Origin of the sequence: Pseudomonas serbiensis, from assembly GCF_030580745.1 — a bacterium.
Lineage (GTDB): Bacteria > Pseudomonadota > Gammaproteobacteria > Pseudomonadales > Pseudomonadaceae > Aquipseudomonas > Aquipseudomonas serbiensis.
In genome coordinates, this window is the sequence record NZ_JAUQOO010000002.1 from 1 (window position 1) to 19,642 (window position 19,642).

The following is a 19,642-nucleotide window of genomic DNA, read 5'->3' on the forward strand; positions in this document are numbered from 1 at the left end:
TGGCCAGAATCTGGCCAATCATGAAGTTGCGGATCAAGGCCGCGAGGTTCTGGCCCTTGCCCAGCGCCAGACGGCTGTCGACCGGCACCCAGGCCAGCAGCATGTTTTCGGCAATCGTTTTGCCTGCACCACTCGCCAGTTCGCGCAGGGCCTTGAAGGTGTCCTGCACCGGCTGTTTCAGCTTTTTCATCCAGGCCGCGTCGGCGAAACCCTGATGGTTGAGCGCGGCGTTGAGTTCACCAGCGCGGGTGGCCAGGTTGGTGAAGTCACCAATGCCGTTGAGCAGGGCGTTGGCTTCCTGATGCAGGGCTTCCTTGAGGGCGGGAGAGAATCCATAACGCATCGTCCCGAACAGCGTACTGCCCCGGGCTTCCTGCTTGGCCAACCAGACGCTGGCCTGTTGATCCTGGCCATAGACCATCAGCAAGTCGGTCATGACGGTTTGCAGGTACAGCAGGGTTTTCGGGTTGGCTGTGTCGATGAACAGCCTGAGCGGGTCGTTGCCCAGGTGCTCGGCCCATGTCTGGAAATCCGCCTGGGTGTCGCGGACTTGTTGCAGCAGGGCTTCGCTGATGGGCAGGTTGTCTTGCAGATAGGTACGTGCGCCCTTGAGGTCGACTTCACGGCGCCATTTCTCGCGGTCTTTCCAGGACTGCCGGTCGTCCTCGGACGGGTAGCGACCGTAACGTGAACGCAGTTCCTGGCGCATGTCTGCGCTCTTGAACATGTCCATCGTGCCCAGCGAACCGCCCGGAGGATTGCCGTGCATGGTCAGCATCTCCTCCAGGTCCATCTGGTCGAAATACTCCTCCATCTCATGCAGGTAGCGCTGGGTGCTGGCGCTGTCCTCGCGTACCCACGAGGGCAGGTGTTTGAGCTCGCCATTGGCCCCGCAAAGCGCGGTTACGGTCTGAGCCATTTGCAGCTTATGTTCGTGTTCCTGTTGCCAGTTCTGATACGCGGCCTGATCACCCGCCAGTTGCATGCCCAGGTCGTTGAACACGCCCAGCGGGTCGTCGAGGGCGACCAGCAGCGAGCTGCATCTGTCCGGGACATTGCCCAGCCAGTACACATCGGCCCCAAGCGGGGTAAAGAGTGATTTCGCCGCCTGATCAGGCTGTGGCTCGGGCTCGGCTGTCGGAATGGATGAGTCAGCGAAGCGTTTGTCCTCGACCACGTAATTCTTGTCGATATCGGCGACGGCCGTGGCGAGCGTCATCAGTGGCAACGTACCCGGCTCGTTCAGGGTGGCGCAGAAGTTGGCCAGGTCCAGAGGCTTCATCCACAGGGCGCGGCTGTCGGCGTGTGAGCGCATGTGTTCGCAGATTCGCCAGGTCCATTGCACCGGGGAAAAAGCCAAGTGCAGGCGGTTCCTGCGGGGGTAAAGCAGGTAAGGGCTGCCCTCTCCATCGCCGCTGCGAACGTCCCGCCCCAGGTGGGCCTCCGTCCAGACGATGCGCGTCAGGCAGGCATCGGACGCCGAAACTCTGTACTCATGAAACGTCCCTGCCGTCTCGTCGAACACATAGACATACCCGTTGTAGAGCTGGCGCAAGGTGTAGCTGCGGGTCTTGAGTCGTGGCAGCGGGCTCCACTGGCCACGGGCGGGCAAGGGCTTGAGCTGTGCGGGTTCGACATCGTAGCGCGAACGGTCCAGGGCATAACGCACCGGGACAATGGCGATATCCGCCGTCTTGAGCGAACAGGCACAGGTGGCAGAAGACGGAGACTTGTCGAAGCGCGCCCCACGCCGTTCTTGCAGGGTGCCGTGTTTCTTAGTCATGGGACGCACCGTTGCGTGCGTCTTCAGCGGATACCTGGAGGTGAAGAGTGATGAAGCGAGGAGCTTGGTAAACGAGCATGAACATCCCTTGTTCCCTGATGGTTGCCGAGCGACTTCGCTCGGACGTGGGAACGGTCTGTATCAAGAGTCATGCCTGTTAATTTTTCTACATATAAATCAATAGTTTAAATTTAAAACCCATAAAAACTGGTTATTTTTCATACAAAAATCCCGAAAAAGTGCGCAAGCCCATGCGCACCTGCGCAATATCTTGCGCAGGTGGTCGAAGAGCCCTGTTCATAAGGCTTGGAGGGGGTTTCAGGGGTGTTTTATCAAGGATGGGGTGCGCAAAAATTTGCGCACATAAAAAAGGGCCGATAAATCGGCCCGAATAACCCCACTCGATAAATCTGAAAATCAGCGGTTCGGTTGTGGCGTCAGGCGCAGGTAAGGCGTGACGGCCTTGTAGCCTTTAGGAAAGCGTTCCTTGATCTCGGCTTCGTCCTTGATGGACGGCACGATCACTACATCATCACCATCGACCCAGTTGGCTGGTGTAGCGACCTTGTAGTTGTCGGTCAGTTGCAGTGAGTCAATGACCCGCAGGATCTCGTGGAAATTACGCCCGGTGCTGGCCGGATAGGTAATGGTCAGGCGTACTTTCTTGTTCGGATCGATCACGAACAGGGAGCGCACGGTCAGCGTGTCGTTGGCATTGGGGTGGATCAGGTCGTACAGATCGGAAACCTTGCGATCGGCATCGGCCAGGATCGGAAAATTGACCAGCGTGTTTTGCGTGGTGTTGATGTCGTCGATCCATTTGATATGGGAATCGACCGGGTCCACCGACAAGGCAATCGCCTTGACACCGCGCTTGGCAAACTCGTCTTTCAATTTGGCAGTGAAACCCAACTCGGTGGTGCAGACCGGCGTGAAATCGGCCGGGTGAGAGAACAACACGCCCCAGCTATTGCCCAGCCATTCATGGAAACGGATACGGCCTTCACTGGAATCCTGTTCAAAGTCAGGGGCGATATCGCCAAGTCGCAGTGTCATGGTGTTGCTCCTTGTTCGGTCGGGTGTTCATTGAGTTATGGCCCTACTGTGCACCGCCTGCTAAAAAATTAAAAAGAATGGATATCGATTTGGTTAGACCTGAAAGGAATATTAAATTTCAGGCAAAAAGAACCCCGCCGAAGCGGGGTTCCTTTTCAACAGACCAGGCTTATTTGAAAGCGTAGGTGTAGTTGAAGATCAGACGGGTCTGGTCGGTGTCGCTAGCCTGGTTCAGACCTTCGTCGGCACGGTAGGTACCATGACGCACAGTGGTGCCGAAGCCTTTCAACGGACCGCTCTGGATCACGTAGTCGATACGCATGTCGCGTTCCCACTCGGAGTACTCGTGACCAACAGAGTTACGGTTGGTGACGCCGCCTGCGGTAAAGGCAGCGCCTTTGATGTCATCACCACGCAGGTAGGCAATCGCAGCCTTCAGACCTGGGACACCGACCTTGGCGAAGTCATACGAGTACTGACCGAAGGTGGTTTTTTCACCGGCACGGTTGAACTGGTTGATCATCGAGTCAGTGAACAGGTAGAAGCTGGAGCCACCGTTACCTTCGGGACGGCCACGGCCATCAACAACGTTGCCCTGGTTCAGGTTGACGAAGCCACCATCGCCACCCACTTCCTGGTAGCCGGCCAGGAAAGCATGACCACCCAAGGTGTAGGTGAACATCGCAGACCAGGTCTTGTTATCGACTTCGCCTGCATTCTTGGCATAGCCGTTGTTGTTGTTGAAAGCATAACCCGCTACGTTCTTGCTGTTATTGCCATCAGAGCTGCTGTTGAAATAACGCAGGTCAGTCTTGAAGGACTGGTCAGGAGCAATTTGATAAACGTGTACCAGACCCAGGAAGTGCTGTTTGTAGAAGTCTTCCAGGTTAGCGAAGTAGTACTGCAGGGTCAGGTCTTTGGTGGCTTTCCAGTCGCCACCGGCGAAACGGAATTCGTTGCTGTCACGAGTAGCGCCGTTAACAGACAGGCCGGTGAAGTTGCTGGAAGCACGACCAGCAGAACCGGTCAGTTGACCGCCCGTCAGAGTGAAGTTATCCAGATCCTTGGAAGTAACGATACCGCCTTCAAAGGTCTGAGGCAGCAAACGACCGTCGTTGGAAACCAGGATTGGCAGGTTTGGTGCCAGAGCGTTACCGACTTTCAGTTCGGTTTTCGAGAAGCGGACCTTGGCGTTGGCACCACCGCGACTCCAGGAACTGACCGAATCACCGTCAGTATCCATCGGGAAGAAGCTATTCTGGGTAGTAGCGGTCTTGTTCTGGATACCGCCACCCAGATGCACACCCACCAGAGCCTGAACGTCCAGACCGAAACCAACGGTGCCTTCGGTGTAACCCGAGATGAAATCGAACTTCAGACCGGTAGCGGTTTCACGCTGGTCAGTAACGTTACGGCCTTCACGCAGGTCGTTGTTGAAGTACATGGTACGAGAACTAACGGACGCCTTGCTGTCTTCAATGAAACCTGCTGCGCCGGCCTGCTGAGCCAATACACCAAAGGTTACGGCCAGGGCCAGTGTGGACTTCTTCATTGCTACGCTCCTCGTGAATCTAATTTTTTTAATCCATGGTGCCGAGCAAGGCTCTGACCCATGTATTCGCGTTAAGCGACAGGCCCGACCAGAGGTCAATGGTGACTGTGCGCCTCGAGACTCAAATGACTAGACCGCGTTGTCACTGGTGCAAGGTAGTGAAAATCCGATCAATCCAAAAGCAATTATTCGTAACGCTTTTAGACTGATTTGATATATGTCACAACGCATTTCAACCAGGACGCACAGGAGTGTATCCATCAAATAAGCTAATTCCCAAAAAATATTTTTCGACCATTCGTCAGATCGTTTAGTTTTCAGCTACCGGACAACCGGATCTCGACTCTCCAGTCACGAAATCCCAACCGGAAAACCCGCACAATGAAGATAAAATCCCTTACAAAACGGTTACTTGCGAATCAACTAGCAGTAATTATGACAATTGCCACCACCTTGACACTTTCTGTGCCAGCACACGCAAAAGAAACTTTGCGAATCGGCTTTCAGAAGTCCTCAACGCTCATTTCGGTGCTCAAAAGCCAGGGTACGCTGGAGCGTGAACTGAACAAAAAGGGCATTTCGGTGTCATGGCATGAGTTTCCCAGTGGCTTGCCTTTGCTCGAATCACTGAACGTGGGGAATGTCGATTTGAGCGCAGATGTCGCCGATACGGTCCCGGTCTTTGCTCAGGCGGCGGGAGCGCGGCTGACGTATTTCGCTCAGGAAGCCTCTTCTCCATCAGCCCAGGCGATTGTCGTGCGCAGCGATTCGACGTTCAAAACCCTGGCCGATCTCAAGGGCAAGAAAATCGCGGTCACCAAAGCCGCTGGCAGCCATTACCTGTTGATTGCCGCCTTGAACAAGGCTGGCCTGAAGTTCACCGATATTGATCCCGCCTACCTCACACCAGCCGATGGCCGCGCCGCCTTCGAGAACGGCAAGGTGGACGCCTGGGTCACCTGGGAACCCTTCCTCAGCAGCGTACAGCGCCAGTTGCCTACCCGCACCCTGGCCGACGGCACTGACCTGGCCAGCTACAAACGCTATTACCTGACCACCACGCCCTATGCCAATAGCAACCCGGAAGTCCTGAAGGTGGTGTTCGCCGAACTCAAGAAAACCGGCGAATGGGTCAAAGCCCACCCGAACGAAGCCGCAAGGATTCTGAGCCCGCTGTGGGGCAGCCTGGATATCGCGACCGTAGAAGCAGCCAATAAGCGGCGCAGCTATGAGGTGCAAGCGGTACAAGCCGACCAACTCGATGAGCAACAGAGCATTGCCGATGCATTCCTGGCAGCGGGGCTGCTGCCCAAGGCCGTGGACGCCAAGGATGTGCAGGTGTGGAAGCCTTGAAGCCGTAATGCGCAATCTGTGTAAAAGATCGCCGCCTGCGTAGGAGCGAATTTATTCGCGATGCATTTCGCGAATGAATTCGCTCCTACGACTCGGGAACAGTCTCGTTTTCGGCTCATAAGCTAATTCAAAAAAGTTATTTATTTCTAAATTCTTAGATCATTTACGCTCCGCAATCAGCCAGTACCCGGCCCGCCTGATTCGGAGCTTCACCATGAAACTGCACTTCTCCCTGCGCCTTTTGGCGGCCTTGTCTCTGACAGGCGCGTCTTTCCTCACCCAGGCTGCCGACTTCACTGTGGCTTACCAGACCACCGTCGATCCCGCCAAGGTCGCTCAGGCAGATAACGCCTATGAGAAAGCCACCAACTCGAAGATCGAATGGCGCAAGTTCGAGAACGGTGCAGACGTCATCACCGCCATCGCGTCGGGCGATGTACAGATCGGCTATCTCGGTTCAAGCCCCCTGACCGCCGCAGCCACTCGCAAACTGCCGGTTGAAACCTTCCTGATCGCCACCCAGATCGGCGCGGCGGAAGCGCTGGTGGCCCGCAATGGCTCGGGCATCAATACGCCACAAGACCTGATCGGCAAGAAAGTCGCCGTGCCGTTCGTTTCCACAGGCCACTACAGCCTGCTGGCAGCGCTCAAGCACTGGAACATCGACCCGGCCAAGGTCACCATCCTGAACCTGGCGCCACCCGCCATTGCCGCTGCCTGGAAACGTGGGGATATCGACGCGACTTACGTCTGGGACCCGGCACTGGGCGTTGCCAAGGAAACCGGCAAGGTACTGATCACCTCCGGCGAGCTGGCCCAGGCCGGTGCTCCGACCTTCGACGCCTGGATCGTGCGCAAGGACTTCGCGGCCAAGAACCCGCAACTGGTCAGTGCCTTTGCCAAAGTGACGCTCGATGCCTACGCCAGCTACCGTCAGGACCCGAGTGCCTGGATCGCCAATACCGGCAATATCGAAAAACTGAGCAAGCTGTCTGGTGCCAAGACGACTGATATTCCTGCGCTGCTGCAAGGCAACGTTTATCCATTGGCCGCCGACCAGAAAGCTCTGCTGGGCGCACCGACCATCGAGGCTATCACCAAGACCGCTGCCTTCCTGAAAGAACAAGGCAAGGTCGATGCGGTACTGCCTGATTACTCGGCCTACACCAGCGCCAAGTTCATTCCCCAATAATCCACCTGATCGAGAATGAGGCAACAGCCATGGCTCTATTGCAACTGGAGCGTATAAGCGCACAGTACCCCGGCGCGGCAGAGCCTGTGCTGGCGGATATCAACCTGAGCCTGGGGCCGCAGCAATTGCTGGTTGCCCTTGGCCCGTCCGGCAGTGGCAAGACCTCATTGCTCAATCTGATCGCAGGCTTCGTCCAGCCCAGTGCCGGGCGCATCACGCTCGACGGCATTGCTGTAGAAGGCCCGAGTGCAGAGCGCGGCGTGGTGTTTCAGGACGATGCATTGCTGCCTTGGCAGAATGTGCTGGCCAACGTTGCGTTCGGACTTGAGCTGGCAGGTGTCTCCCGAACCGAACGCGAAGCGAAAGCACGGGAAATGCTGGCACTGGTGGATCTGGCCGGTTTCGAGCAACGCCGCATCTGGCAATTGTCGGGCGGCCAGAAACAACGTGTCGGCCTGGCCCGAGCGCTGGCAGCCAACCCTCGGGTGCTGCTGATGGACGAACCCTTCGGTGCCCTCGATGCTTTCACCCGCGAACAGATGCAAGAACTGTTGCTGCAAGTCTGGAGACGCACCGCCAAACCGGTGTTCCTGATTACCCACGACATCGAAGAAGCCGTCTTCCTGGCAACCGACCTGATCCTGCTGGCCCCCAATCCCGGCCATATTGCCGAACGCCTGCAACTGGACTTCGGACAACGCTACAGCGCCGGTGAGTCCGCACGGGCGATCAAGTCCGATCCACGCTTTATCGAAACCCGCGAACACGTACTGGCCAGCGTCTTTTCCCAGCGCAACCTCGCACGGGAGCAGCGCGCATGAGCAGCTATGAACTAGAGAGTCCGGCCAAGACCGGCACAAAGAAAACACCGCGTACGCCACTGCAATTGAAGTTGAGCACCCGCACCATCAGTGTTCTGACGTTGTCGATCCTGTTGGGTCTGTGGTGGGTAGTGACCGCAGCGCAATGGATCGAGCCGCTGTTCCTGCCACCGCCCTCTGACGTTCTCCAGAAAGGCTGGCTGCTGCTGACCACAGGCTATATGGACTCAAACCTCTGGCAGCATCTGGGCGCCAGCCTGCAACGTATCGGCCTGGCATTGGGAGCAGCCATCCTCAGCGCTATCCCGGTAGGCATCGCCATTGGACATAACAGGATCGCCCGAGGCATCTTCGATCCGCTGATCGAGTTCTATCGCCCTATTCCACCACTGGCTTATCTGCCGCTGATCGTTATCTGGTGCGGCATCGGCGAGTTCTCCAAGGTCCTGCTGATCTACCTGGCCATTTTCGCGCCCATCGCCATTGCCACCGCAACCGGCGTACGCACCGTGGACCCGGCCAAACTGCGAGCCGCACAATCTCTGGGAGCCACACGCTGGCAGTTGATCCGCCATGTGATACTGCCCAGCGCCTTGCCGGACATTCTGACCGGCATACGGATCGGGCTCGGTGTGGGCTGGTCGACGCTGGTCGCGGCCGAACTTATCGCAGCCACCAGCGGGCTAGGCTTCATGGTGCAGTCGGCCGCGCAGTTTCTGGTGACGGATATTGTGATTCTGGGGATTCTGGTAATTGCCGTCATCGCCTTTGCCATGGAACTGGGCCTGCGTGCGCTGCAACGCAAGCTGGTGCCCTGGCATGGCCAGAATCACTGACCTGCGCAGCAATACGGCATCGCCTTCGCTTTTCGCACTATTTCGGTGCGCAATTAGCCTGCAAAGAAAGGAAAGGACACTGCTAATGAAGAGGCCTGCAAGACCTGGAAAAATTTCCTGCACCCTCTGGAGCCCATTCTCAAAAGGGTTTCAGACGAAAAAAACTGTTTTTTAAAGTTTCGGCTCAAAGTCTCTCAAAACTGGCACGCACTCTGCATTAGGTTATACATCACCAGTTTTGGGGACCTTGGTACAGGCAGGCCGGGGATTCCCCTCTTTTATTCCTCCCGGAGACTGACCTCCAGTCTCCAGCGCCCGTCCACCTCTGCAGTGCGCCAGTCGCCATGCAGTGGACGGGCCGCCAGGAGAGTCAGCACCAAATCCTTCCCGTTTCGCTCAAGCTTCCAGCGCGCAACCTTGTTGTCGATGCGCAACTGACCATTCCATGGCCGCCCCCAGGACTCGAAACGCAGGACGACTGTTCCGTCGACATGATCGCCCTGAATCTGCGGCTGTTCGTTGAACCAGAGCGCCAGCCCCGTGGGCAACTCCTCGATCTGCTCCAGTTCCAGAGGCGCAGGTTGCTGCAGACGACCGATTATCATCCCGATGGTAAAGCCGACAATCGCCATCGAACCAAGAACTCTTGGCCATAGCTTCGGCCTGGGGTCCTCTTCGGGGGTAGAATGCATCCCGTCCCTTCGTTCGGAGCCGTGCATGTTTCACGTCATCCTTTTTCAACCAGAAATTCCGCCGAATACCGGCAATGTGATCAGGCTATGCGCCAACAGTGGCTGCACCCTGCATTTGATCGAGCCCCTGGGCTTTGAGCTGGACGACAAGCGCCTGCGCAGGGCCGGCCTCGATTATCACGAGTATGCCACGCTGCAAACCCATGCCGACCTGTCCACATGCCTGGAAAAGATCGGTAACCCGCGGCTGTTCGCTTTTACGACCAAAGGCTCGCGCCCGTTCCACGACGTCAGTTTTGAAAAGGGCGATGCCTTCCTGTTCGGCCCGGAAAGTCGTGGCCTGCCAGCCGATATTCTCGACTCACTGACCACAGAGCAAAGATTGCGCCTTCCCATGCGCGAAGGGTGCCGCAGCCTGAACCTGTCAAACACCGTCGCCGTCGCCGTTTATGAGGCCTGGCGCCAGCACGGGTTTGCCTGAGAATTCATACGGGTAGGAGCGAATTCATTCGCGAGAGGCCTGTACATCCGAAGAAAATGTATCGGCCTCAATGACGTCTCGCGAATAAATTCGCTCCTACAACAAATCAGACCGCATCCCTCGGCAGCATCAACCCCAGCGGCAAACGCACTCTTGCTTCAAGCCCGCCACCGGAACGGTTTCTCAGTTCGACATTACCGCCATGCATCGCGGCGATCCGCTTGACGATTGCCAGCCCAAGGCCAGTGCCTTTGCCACTGCGCGCCCGGTCACCACGAATGAACGGATTGAAGATGATGTCCAGCTCCGAAGGATCGATACCTGCCCCCCGGTCCAGCACACTCAGCACGACATAAGGAGCACTCGTATCGCCGGAAACATAAGCGGCGACTTCGATTCCGTTGCCAGCGTGGTGCATGGCGTTGCCGATAAGGTTGGTCAACAGGCGCTTCATTGAAACCCGGCGCAGCGGGAAAGGCGGAATCGGTTCAAGACACAGGCGGATGTGCTCATCCGGATGATTGAACGGCGCGACCACTTCACGCACCAGATCACTGAGGTCGACCTCTTCGATTTCCTCGTCGCGCCCATCGCGGATAAAGGCCAGGAACTGATCGAGAATGGCGTCCATGTCCTCGATATCGCGCACCATGCCTTCGGTGAATTCATTCTCGTCGCTCATCAGTTCCAGCGACAGACGCAGGCGGGTCAGAGGCGTGCGCAAGTCATGGGAAACCCCCGCCAGCATCAACTCACGCTCCTGTCCGGCCTGTTCGACATCCTCGGCCATCTGGTTGAAGGCTCGATAAACCTCGGTCATTTCACTGGGCGTATCGCTGACCGGCAACCGCACACTGCGCCCCTGCCCCAACTGGCGGGCTGCAAAAACCAGCCGTTTGAGCGGCTGATTGAGCTGTCGTACGAAAATCCAGGCCGATGCGGTGGACAACAGCCCGATGGCCAGGAACCAGCCCAACACGTTCCAGATCTTCTGCCCGCGCAGTGGATGCGGGTAAAGCGGCACTTTCAGCCAGCCATCCCCGAGGCTCGGCGCCCGAACCCAGAGAGCAGGAGGTGCATGAACCCGCAAACGCACTTCGGTATCGGCCCCAAGCTCTGCCTGCATCTGGCGCTGATAGATTTCGCTATAAGGCCAATGCTGCTCGCCTTCAGGTACGCCGCCACCAACCACACGAATCAGGCCGGCAGCTTCGGCAATCGCTTCACGGTCGTTTTCATTCGCGGCCCAATAGGCGCGCAAGGTCAAGGCGACGCCATGGCTGTACTGCCTGTCGACCAGCACGTCTTCGTTCATCAGCAGGTAGACCAGCGTCAGCGCCTTGGAAAACAGCACGACAATAAGCACCAGCCAGAGGGTGCGTGAGAAAAAGCTTTGCGGAAACCAGAGCGGAGTCTTCATAACTGCAGCTATACACTTTGCAGGGCGAGCCGGGCTCGCAAGTTTGCGGATCGTGGTCCAGGCCATGGTACGAACGCGAAAACCAAAACGTCGATAGCCCGTTCAGGCTATCGACGCAAGTGGCAAGGACTTCAGTGCTCTGCGCTGGCAATCGACCTGTCAGCGGTTCCCGGCTCCATCCGGAACGAACACATAACCCACGCCCCAGACAGTCTGGATATAGCGTGGCTTGGACGGGTCCGGCTCGATCAGGCGACGCAGACGGGAAATCTGCACATCGATGGAGCGCTCCAGAGCATCCCATTCGCGGCCACGGGCCAGATTCATCAGTTTGTCGCGGGTCAGCGGCTCGCGAGCATGCATGACCAGCGCCTTGAGTACGGCAAACTCACCGGTGGTGAGCATATGCACTTCATCGCCGCGCTTGAGTTCACGGGTTGCCAGGGAAAGCACGTAGTCACCGAAGCTGACAGACTCGTCTTCGCTGCCTGGTGCGCCGGGCACAGGTGCTGCCTGACGACGCAGGACCGCCTTGACGCGGGCCATCAGTTCGTCCGGGTTGAAAGGCTTGGCCAGATAATCGTCTGCGCCCAGCTCCAGCCCCTTGATACGGCTCTGCTCATCGCCTTTGGCAGTGAGCATGATGATCGGCACCTGATTGTTGGCTGCACGCAAACGACGGCAAGCAGACAGGCCGTCTTCTCCGGGCAACATCAAGTCCAGAACCACAAGGTTGAAAACCTCACGGGACAATAAACGGTCCATTTGTTCGACGTTTGCCACCGCACGGGCACGATAGCCCTTGCTGGTGAAAAAACGCTCTAACAGGCTGCTCAACCCCGGATCGTCATCGACGATCAGGATTTTTTCGCCTTCAGCATTTTGTGCAGTGCTGCTCATCGGATGCTCCTTTGATCTCGGGGCGCATTATGGCGTAGCTGCGGTGATGCGCACCGTGTGCATTGTTAGCAGATTTTACTGGGGCCGACATGAATGAGTGATTCTGCTGAGCAAAACTGCTCGCATGGACCGGCCAATCCCCTAATTGGAGTTCGCCGGGTATAATGCGCGGCCCTCAAAGTCAGGCTGTGCCGGACTATGGCGGTTCGCCGGTATTGTTACAAGGCCGGCGAGCGAAGGGCAGGCAAGACAGTTTTTTGTAAAGAATCCAGTTTTTTGCTCACAACTCCAGGTGGTCTTATGGACAGCATCAACAGCCGCATCGCCGAAGAACTGGGCGTGCGCCCTCAACAGGTCGCAGCGGCCGTAGCACTATTGGATGAAGGCTCGACCGTGCCTTTCATCTCACGCTACCGCAAGGAAGTGACCGGCAGCCTTGATGACACGCAATTGCGCCATCTGGAAGAGCGTCTGCGTTATCTGCGCGAGCTCGACGAGCGTCGCGTCAGCATCCTTGCCAGTATCGAAGAGCAAGGCAAGCTGACCCCGGAGCTGGCCCGCGACATCAATCTTGCCGACACCAAGACACGCCTCGAAGACTTGTACCTGCCTTATAAGCAGAAGCGCCGCACCAAAGGCCAGATCGCGCTTGAAGCGGGCCTGGGCGAGCTGGCGGACGGCCTGTTCAACGACCCGTCCCTGACACCGGAAACCGAAGCCGCACGTTTCGTCGATGCCGAGAAAGGCGTGGCCGACGTGAAGGCTGCGCTGGAAGGCGCCAAGTACATCCTGATGGAGCGCTTCGCCGAAGACGCCACGCTGCTGGACAAACTGCGCAGCTTCCTCATGCAGGAAGCCGTGATCAGTGCCCGCGTAGTGCCCGGCAAGGAAGAGGAAGGCGCCAAGTTCCGCGACTACTTCGAGCACGACGAGCCGCTCAAGAGCATGCCGTCACACCGCGCCCTGGCAATTTTCCGTGGCCGCAACGAAGGTTTCCTCAGCTCTGCGCTGAAAGTCGGTGAAGAGTTGCCAGGCACCCTGCACCCGTGCGAACTGATGATCGGCGAGCGTTTCGGCCTGCAGAACCAGAATCGCCCGGCCGACAAGTGGCTGGCCGAAGTCGTGCGCTGGACCTGGAAGGTCAAGCTCTACAGCCATCTGGAAACCGACCTGCTGGGCGAACTGCGCGACAGCGCAGAAACCGAAGCGATCAACGTATTCGCCCACAACCTGCACGACCTGCTGCTGGCCGCTCCGGCCGGCCCGCGCGCCACACTGGGTCTCGACCCGGGCCTGCGCACCGGTTGCAAGGTGGCGGTGGTCGATGCCACCGGCAAGCTGCTCGACTACGCCACCGTCTACCCTCACGTGCCTAAAAACCAGTGGGATCAGACCATCGCTGTGCTGGCCGCGCTCTGCGCCAAGCATTCGGTAGACCTGATCGCCATCGGCAACGGCACTGCCAGCCGCGAAACCGACAAGCTGGCTGCCGAACTGATCAAAAAATATCCAGCAATGAAAATGACCAAGGTCATGGTGTCCGAGGCTGGCGCTTCGGTGTACTCGGCTTCCGAGCTTGCAGCCAAGGAATTCCCGGATCTGGACGTTTCGATCCGTGGTGCCGTCTCCATTGCACGTCGCCTGCAAGACCCGCTGGCCGAACTGGTGAAGATCGACCCGAAATCCATCGGTGTCGGTCAGTATCAGCACGATGTATCGCAACTGAAACTGGCCCGTGGCCTGGATGCAGTGGTGGAAGACTGCGTGAACGCCGTTGGCGTCGACGTGAACACCGCTTCGGTAGCCTTGCTGGCGCGTATTTCCGGCCTGAACACCACGCTGGCGCAAAATATCGTTGCCCACCGCGATGCGAACGGTGCGTTCAAGACCCGTGCCGCGCTGAAAAAAGTCAGCCGCCTGGGTGAAAAGACCTACGAACAGGCTGCCGGCTTCCTGCGCGTCATGAATGGCGAAAATCCGCTGGATTCGTCTGCCGTCCACCCGGAAGCCTACCCGCTGGTGCAGCGCATTGCGGCTGAAACCGATCGTGATATTCGCTCGCTGATCGGCGATGCCAGCTTCCTGAAACGTCTGGACCCGAAGAAATTCACCGACGAAACCTTCGGTCTGCCCACCGTCACCGACATTCTGCAAGAGCTGGAAAAACCGGGCCGCGACCCGCGTCCCGAGTTCAAGACCGCCGAATTCCAGGATGGCGTCGAAGACCTCAAGGATCTGCAACTGGGCATGATCCTCGAAGGCGTGGTCACCAACGTCACCAACTTCGGTGCCTTCGTCGATATCGGCGTGCATCAGGACGGTCTGGTGCATATCTCGGCGCTGTCCGAGAAATTCATCAAAGACCCGCGTGAAGCCGTCAAGGCTGGCGACGTCGTGAAGGTCAAGGTCATGGAAGTCGACATTCCGCGCAAACGTGTCGGTCTGTCGATGCGCATGAGCGATACGCCAGGGGAGAAAATCGACGGTGCCCGTGGCCCGCGTCCGGGTTCTGCGCCGCGCCAGCAAAGCAGTGCGCCACGCAAGGAAACCGCAACGGCGGCTCCGGCCAATAACGCCATGGCATCACTGTTCGCCAATGCCAAACAGTTGAAGAAGCGTTGATGGATATCCCTGAAGATCTGACCCATAGCGCCTACTTCAAGATGCTCGGCTGCGAGCTGCGGCGTCTGGATAAAGGTGTCGCCGAGGTCGCGTTGCCACTGGAGGCGCACCTGCGCAACCGTGGCAACGTGATGCACGGCGGGGCGATTTTCAGCCTGGTGGATATCGGCATGGGGCTGGCGTGTTCCAGCTCCCATGGTTTCGACCAGCGCAGCGTCACCATCGAATGCAAGATCAACTATGTACGCGGCGTATCCGAAGGCGAGGTGTTGTGCATCGCCAAGGTCCTGCATGCAGGCCGCCGCACGCTGGTCGTCGAAGCCGAAGTGGTCCAGGACGACAAACTGGTCGCCAAGGCGCAAGGCACCTTTGCGGTCATCTAAACTTTTACGAAAGTGTGATGAAAGCAATCACTTGCTAGCTCTATAGAGCCGATTTGGGGTAATTTCGGCACCATTAGCGTGGTGTCGGACCCATTTTGACGGTACGACAAAGAGCCGTGATCGTGAGCAGGCGTCAAAGACCCAACCAGGCGACAACGCCAGTTCCTTTCTTCACCCTTGTAGACCGTTCTGTCCACCCCCATATTGGGGCGACCGATGCGTGAAGGAATCCACCTTGAGCGAATTTCTCAACCGCCGCCTGGCTCTTCTTGGCGAGCGTAACAACCTCTCTCTGCTGGAGCAGTGCCTGCACGGTATCGAGCGCGAATGCCTGCGCGTTACCGGCCAGGCAAGCCTGGCACAGACACCTCACCCGCAATCGCTGGGTGCAGCACTGACCAATGGCCTGATCACGACCGACTATTCCGAATCGCTCCTGGAGTTCATCACTCCGGCCCTGACGGACCCGGCACAGACCCTCGACAGCCTGGACAAGATTCATCGCTTCGCCTACAGCAAGCTGAACGACGAATTCCTCTGGAGCCCGTCGATGCCGTGCCCGCTGCCGGCCGAAGAAGAGATTCCGATTGCCTATTACGGCACGTCGAACATCGGCAAGCTCAAGTACGTGTATCGCAAGGGTCTGGCGCTGCGTTATGGCAAGACCATGCAGTGCATTGCAGGGATTCATTACAACTTCTCGCTGCCGGAAGATGTCTGGGCACTGCTCAAGCAGACCGAAGACTTCGCAGGCGACGCACGGGACTATCAGTCGCACTCCTACATTGCGCTGATCCGTAACTTCCGTCGTTACAGCTGGTTGCTGATGTACCTGTTCGGAGCCTCGCCGGCACTCGACGCCGGTTTCCTGCGGGGCCGCGCTCACCAGCTGGAGCATTTCGACGCCGATACGCTGTATCTGCCGTATGCAACCAGCCTGCGCATGAGCGACCTGGGTTATCAGAGCAAGGCGCAAGCCGACCTGACGCCGTGCTACAACGATCTGGTGAGCTACACCGACAGCCTGCGCAAAGCGGTGGCAACACCTTACGCGCCGTATGTAGAAACCGGCACCCATGATCAGAATGGCGAGTGGGTACAGCTCAACACCAACGTGTTGCAGATCGAAAACGAGTACTACTCCAACATTCGCCCCAAGCGCGTGACATATTCGGGCGAACGCCCTATCCAGGCGCTGGTGGCCCGTGGCGTGCAGTACGTCGAGGTTCGCTGCCTGGACATCAACCCGTTCCTGCCGACCGGCATCAACCTGGAGCAGGCTCGCTTCATCGATGCGTTCATTCTGTTCTGCGCCCTTGAAGAAAGCCCGCAACTGGCCAGCCACGAATGCTCCAACGCAGGCTCGAACTTCCTGTCCGTGGTCAAGGAAGGTCGTCGTCCGGGCCTGACGCTGCAACGCAACAATTCGAGCATCGAGCTGAAAGCCTGGGCAACCGAGCTTCTGGAGAAAATCACTCCATTGGCTCAACTGCTGGACAAGGCGCAGGGCAACGACGAGCACATCAGATCGATTGAGGCCCAACAGGCCAAGGTCGACGATTCGTCTCTTACGCCATCTGCACAAGTACTGGCCAGCATGAGAGCCCATGAAGAAGGCTTCACGGCTTTCTCGTTCCGCCAGAGCCAGAAACATGCCGACTACTTCCGCAACTATCCGCTGAGCGCTGAAGATCAGGCGCAGTTCGAGTCGCTGGCGAAAGCTTCGATTGCGGAACAGGCAGAGCTGGAAGAAACCGAAGAAGTCGTGGACTTCGACACCTTCGTGGGCGCGTATCAGGCGAGCATTCTGTCGATCAGCAACTGATGACAGGAACATCACGACACCGTAGGAGCGGATTTATCCGCGAGACATCACTGAAGGCGATGGATAGTCTTCAGACCTCTCGCGAATGAATTCGCTCCTACGCAGGTGGGGTTAAATCGCCTTCTCGAAGATCTTCGAGTTGCGCTGATAGTTATAGAGCGACGCCCGTGCGCTGGGCAGACGATCAACGCTGCTCGGCTCAAAGCCTCGCTCGCGGAACCAGTGTGCGGTGCGGGTGGTGAGTACGAACAAGGTCTTCAGGCCCAACGCCCTGGCACGGTTCTCGATGCGTTCCAGCAATTCATCCCCGCGCCCGCCATGGCGATACTCGGGATTGACCGCCAGACACGCCAGCTCACCGGCCTCGGAGTCCGCGATCGGGTAAAGCGCCGCACAGGCAATGATCAAACCTTCGCGCTCGACCACACTGAACTGCTGGATCTCGCGCTCCAGCACTTCCCGTGAACGACGAACCAGAATCCCCTGCTCTTCCAGCGGCGTGATCAGGTCCATCAGGCCGCCTACGTCTTCGATCGCCGCCTCACGCACCAGCTCGAACTGCTCTTGCGCAACCAGCGTACCGCCACCATCACGGGTGAACAGCTCGTTCAACAGCGCGCCATCTTCGGCATAGCTGACGATATGGCTGCGGCCTACACCGCCACGACAAGCCTCGGCGGCGGCATCCAGCAATTCAGCCTGATAGTTGCTGCCCAAACGCAACAGATGCGCAGGCACCTGCTGTGGACGCAGTTCACGTACCAGACGGCCCTGCTCATCCAGCAAGCCTGTTTCGGCACCGAACAGCAGCAGTTTGTCGGCTCCAAGGTCGATGGCAGCACGGGTCGCGACGTCTTCGCAGGCCAGATTGAAGATCTCGCCCGTCGGTGAATAACCCAGTGGCGACAGCAGTACGATATGGCGCTCATCCAGCAGGCGATTGATACCTTTGCGGTCAACGCGGCGAACTTCGCCGGTGTGCTGATAATCGACGCCTTCAAGCACGCCGATAGGCCGTGCAGTGACAACGTTGCCGCTGGTCACCCGCAACCGCGAGCCCTGCATCGGCGAAGCCGCCATGTCCATGGACAGACGCGCTTCGATGGAAATACGAAGTTGACCCACCGCATCGATCACGCATTCCAGCGTTTCGGCATCCGTGATGCGCATGTCGCGGTGGAAGCGCGGTGTCAGGCCGCGCTGGGCCAGGCGACTTTCGATCTGCGGACGCGAGCCATGGACCAGCACCAGCCGCACGCCCAGGCTGTGCAACAGCACCAGGTCGTGGACGATATTGCCGAAATTGGGGTGCGCAACACCATCGCCGGGCAGCATGACGACAAAAGTGCAATCGCGGTGAGCATTGATATAAGGAGATGCGTGACGAAGCCAGTTAACGTAATCGGGCATAACCGAAAGAGCCTGTAAAAGAATGGACGAAAGACAGAAACACGCACAACGCTGTGGTGGTTATCGTCGGAACAGGCTTGGCAACACGCGCAATCTCCTTCTCTATCGGGTTCTGTCTGGCCCGTTTATTGGGGGCTCAGGCAATAATGCTGGATCAACTGACGTAACAGAAGCACTGTAGGCTCCAGGCGTGACATTTCAAGGTATTCGCCCGGCTGATGCGCACAAGCGATGTCGCCTGGGCCTAGAACCAGTGTTTCGCAGCCAAGGCGCTGAAGATAAGGCGCTTCGGTGCCAAATGCTACTGCTGCCGCCGTATGACCTGTCAGACGTTCTGCAATGCGCACCAGTTCCGCATCCGCCGCCTGCTCGAACGGCGCACACTCCGGGAACAGGGGCGCGTAATCGATCTGCACCTGATGCAGTTCGGCCAGCGGTTGCAGTTTTTGCCGGATAGCGGCCCGCAGGGCGTCCGGGTCCATGCCGGGCAAAGGACGAAGATCGAACTCCAGCGAGCATTGCCCACAAATCCGGTTCGGATTATCGCCACCATGGATGCAGCCGAAGTTCATCGTCGGTTGCGGCACGCTGAACTGCGGGTTGCGGAATTCACGCTGCCATTGCTGACGCAGGCCCTTGAGTTCGCTGATCGCATCATGCATGGCTTCCAGCGCGCTGTGCCCAAGGCTTGGGTCCGAAGAGTGGCCGCTGCGCCCGAGAATCTCGATACGCTCCATCATCACGCCCTTGTGCAGGCGAATCGGCTTGAGCCCGGTCGGCTCGCCAATGACCGCTGCACGCCCCAATGGACGACCGGCCTCAGCCAGAGCTCGCGCTCCAGCCATGGAGCTTTCTTCATCGCAGGTGGCAAGAATCAACAGCGGCTGCTTGAACGGCTGATCGAGCAAACCGCGTACGGCTTCGATAACCAGCGCGAAAAAACCTTTCATGTCGCAACTGCCCAGCCCGACCCAGCGGCCATCGACCTCGGTCAGTTTCAGCGGGTCGGTTTTCCACAGCGCCTCATCGAACGGCACGGTATCACTGTGCCCGGCCAGCACCAGTCCGCCAGGACCTGAGCCATAAGTCGCCAGAAGATTGAATTTGCCCGGCGAGACTTGCTGGATATCACAGGCAAAACCCAGATCGCCCAGCCAACCCGCCAGCAGATCGATCACCGCACAGTTGGATTGGTCCAGAGATGGCTGGGTGCAACTCACCGAAGGCACGGCAATCAACGCAGCGAACTGATCTTTCATGGACGGCAAGGGCATGTATGCTTCCTGTAATCGGGACGGAACACGGACCATCATAGG

16 protein-coding genes are annotated in these 19,642 nt (G+C 58.0%); 8 read left to right on the plus strand and 8 right to left on the minus strand.

Annotation, left to right across the window (positions count from 1 at the left end; translation table 11 throughout):
• The 3 genes from Q6A51_RS02915 to Q6A51_RS02925 form a co-directional block, all read right to left on the minus strand.
• The coding region (locus tag Q6A51_RS02915; protein ID WP_322791238.1) for a toxin VasX at nt 1-1,783 on the minus strand (1,783 nt) is incomplete at its 3' end.
• 417 nt (nt 1,784-2,200) lie between these two features.
• Nucleotides 2,201-2,839 carry a peroxiredoxin gene (locus tag Q6A51_RS02920; RefSeq protein WP_304574104.1) on the minus strand — a complete coding sequence of 213 codons (639 nt, stop codon included), beginning with the start codon at nt 2,837-2,839 and terminating at the stop codon, nt 2,201-2,203.
• Nucleotides 2,840-3,008: 169 nt separating this feature from the next.
• On the minus strand, nt 3,009-4,391 hold the full coding sequence (locus tag Q6A51_RS02925) for an OprD family porin (protein ID WP_304574105.1): 1,383 nt from the start codon (nt 4,389-4,391) through the stop codon (nt 3,009-3,011).
• Between the two features lie 435 nt (nt 4,392-4,826).
• Between Q6A51_RS02925 and Q6A51_RS02930 the strand changes: the two genes are divergently transcribed.
• From Q6A51_RS02930 to tauC, 4 genes are all read left to right on the plus strand, one after another.
• Entirely contained in the window at nt 4,827-5,744 is a 918-nt protein-coding gene (locus Q6A51_RS02930; RefSeq protein ID WP_074569103.1) for an aliphatic sulfonate ABC transporter substrate-binding protein, read from the plus strand.
• Between the two features lie 214 nt (nt 5,745-5,958).
• Nucleotides 5,959-6,936 carry a taurine ABC transporter substrate-binding protein gene (gene tauA, locus Q6A51_RS02935; protein ID WP_122320522.1) on the plus strand — a complete coding sequence of 326 codons (978 nt, stop codon included), beginning with the start codon at nt 5,959-5,961 and terminating at the stop codon, nt 6,934-6,936.
• Nucleotides 6,937-6,965: 29 nt separating this feature from the next.
• On the plus strand, nt 6,966-7,757 hold the full coding sequence (tauB, locus tag Q6A51_RS02940; RefSeq protein WP_201019400.1) for a taurine ABC transporter ATP-binding subunit: 792 nt from the start codon (nt 6,966-6,968) through the stop codon (nt 7,755-7,757).
• Nucleotides 7,754-8,593: a taurine ABC transporter permease TauC gene (tauC, locus tag Q6A51_RS02945; protein WP_122320524.1), complete on the plus strand. Its 840-nt coding sequence runs from the start codon at nt 7,754-7,756 to the stop codon at nt 8,591-8,593. The genes tauB and tauC overlap by 4 nt, the downstream gene beginning before the upstream one ends.
• A gap of 278 nt (nt 8,594-8,871) precedes the next feature.
• Here tauC and Q6A51_RS02950 read toward each other — a convergent pair whose 3' ends face one another.
• Complete coding sequence (locus tag Q6A51_RS02950; protein ID WP_095068289.1) at nt 8,872-9,312, minus strand: hypothetical protein; 441 nt, start codon at nt 9,310-9,312, stop codon at nt 8,872-8,874.
• Here Q6A51_RS02950 and trmL point away from each other — a divergent pair.
• Entirely contained in the window at nt 9,311-9,766 is a 456-nt protein-coding gene (trmL, locus tag Q6A51_RS02955; protein ID WP_095068288.1) for a tRNA (uridine(34)/cytosine(34)/5-carboxymethylaminomethyluridine(34)-2'-O)-methyltransferase TrmL, read from the plus strand. The genes Q6A51_RS02950 and trmL overlap by 2 nt on opposite strands.
• A gap of 106 nt (nt 9,767-9,872) precedes the next feature.
• On the opposite strand, the gene Q6A51_RS02960 is transcribed toward trmL, so the two are convergent.
• Nucleotides 9,873-11,186 carry an ATP-binding protein gene (locus Q6A51_RS02960; RefSeq protein ID WP_095068287.1) on the minus strand — a complete coding sequence of 438 codons (1,314 nt, stop codon included), beginning with the start codon at nt 11,184-11,186 and terminating at the stop codon, nt 9,873-9,875.
• A 159-nt stretch (nt 11,187-11,345) separates the two neighbouring features.
• Nucleotides 11,346-12,086 carry an osmolarity response regulator transcription factor OmpR gene (gene ompR / locus Q6A51_RS02965; RefSeq protein WP_025262398.1) on the minus strand — a complete coding sequence of 247 codons (741 nt, stop codon included), beginning with the start codon at nt 12,084-12,086 and terminating at the stop codon, nt 11,346-11,348.
• Nucleotides 12,087-12,386: 300 nt separating this feature from the next.
• Here ompR and Q6A51_RS02970 point away from each other — a divergent pair, with 300 nt between their 5' ends.
• The 3 genes from Q6A51_RS02970 to gshA all read left to right on the plus strand — a co-directional run bounded on the left by Q6A51_RS02970 (nt 12,387) and on the right by gshA (nt 16,916).
• Nucleotides 12,387-14,708 carry a Tex family protein gene (locus Q6A51_RS02970; protein WP_304574106.1) on the plus strand — a complete coding sequence of 774 codons (2,322 nt, stop codon included), beginning with the start codon at nt 12,387-12,389 and terminating at the stop codon, nt 14,706-14,708.
• Nucleotides 14,708-15,091, plus strand: a complete 384-nt coding sequence (locus Q6A51_RS02975) for a PaaI family thioesterase (RefSeq protein WP_201001202.1) — start codon at nt 14,708-14,710, stop codon at nt 15,089-15,091. Before Q6A51_RS02970 ends, Q6A51_RS02975 begins: the two co-directional genes overlap by 1 nt.
• A 235-nt stretch (nt 15,092-15,326) precedes the next feature.
• Nucleotides 15,327-16,916 (plus strand): glutamate--cysteine ligase, encoded by a 1,590-nt coding sequence (gshA, locus tag Q6A51_RS02980; RefSeq protein ID WP_304574107.1) that lies wholly within the window; start codon nt 15,327-15,329, stop codon nt 16,914-16,916.
• A 111-nt stretch (nt 16,917-17,027) separates the two neighbouring features.
• Here the strand turns inward: gshA and argA are convergent, their stop codons facing one another.
• Nucleotides 17,028-18,326: an amino-acid N-acetyltransferase gene (argA, locus tag Q6A51_RS02985; RefSeq protein WP_201001200.1), complete on the minus strand. Its 1,299-nt coding sequence runs from the start codon at nt 18,324-18,326 to the stop codon at nt 17,028-17,030.
• A gap of 125 nt (nt 18,327-18,451) precedes the next feature.
• Nucleotides 18,452-19,600 carry an acetylornithine deacetylase gene (argE, locus tag Q6A51_RS02990; protein ID WP_304574108.1) on the minus strand — a complete coding sequence of 383 codons (1,149 nt, stop codon included), beginning with the start codon at nt 19,598-19,600 and terminating at the stop codon, nt 18,452-18,454.
• Nucleotides 19,601-19,642 lie beyond the last annotated feature (42 nt).

Coding starts and splice junctions, on each gene's coding strand:
- tauC (WP_122320524.1), top strand. CDS start 7,754: ATGAGCAGCTATGAACTAGAGAGTCCGGCCAAGACCGGCACAAAGAAA.
- ompR (WP_025262398.1), bottom strand. CDS start 12,086: ATGAGCAGCACTGCACAAAATGCTGAAGGCGAAAAAATCCTGATCGTC.
- Q6A51_RS02960 (WP_095068287.1), bottom strand. CDS start 11,186: ATGAAGACTCCGCTCTGGTTTCCGCAAAGCTTTTTCTCACGCACCCTC.
- argE (WP_304574108.1), bottom strand. CDS start 19,600: ATGCCCTTGCCGTCCATGAAAGATCAGTTCGCTGCGTTGATTGCCGTG.
- tauB (WP_201019400.1), top strand. CDS start 6,966: ATGGCTCTATTGCAACTGGAGCGTATAAGCGCACAGTACCCCGGCGCG.
- trmL (WP_095068288.1), top strand. CDS start 9,311: ATGTTTCACGTCATCCTTTTTCAACCAGAAATTCCGCCGAATACCGGC.
- Q6A51_RS02950 (WP_095068289.1), bottom strand. CDS start 9,312: ATGCACGGCTCCGAACGAAGGGACGGGATGCATTCTACCCCCGAAGAG.
- tauA (WP_122320522.1), top strand. CDS start 5,959: ATGAAACTGCACTTCTCCCTGCGCCTTTTGGCGGCCTTGTCTCTGACA.
- Q6A51_RS02925 (WP_304574105.1), bottom strand. CDS start 4,391: ATGAAGAAGTCCACACTGGCCCTGGCCGTAACCTTTGGTGTATTGGCT.
- Q6A51_RS02975 (WP_201001202.1), top strand. CDS start 14,708: ATGGATATCCCTGAAGATCTGACCCATAGCGCCTACTTCAAGATGCTC.
- Q6A51_RS02930 (WP_074569103.1), top strand. CDS start 4,827: ATGACAATTGCCACCACCTTGACACTTTCTGTGCCAGCACACGCAAAA.
- argA (WP_201001200.1), bottom strand. CDS start 18,326: ATGCCCGATTACGTTAACTGGCTTCGTCACGCATCTCCTTATATCAAT.
- Q6A51_RS02920 (WP_304574104.1), bottom strand. CDS start 2,839: ATGACACTGCGACTTGGCGATATCGCCCCTGACTTTGAACAGGATTCC.
- Q6A51_RS02970 (WP_304574106.1), top strand. CDS start 12,387: ATGGACAGCATCAACAGCCGCATCGCCGAAGAACTGGGCGTGCGCCCT.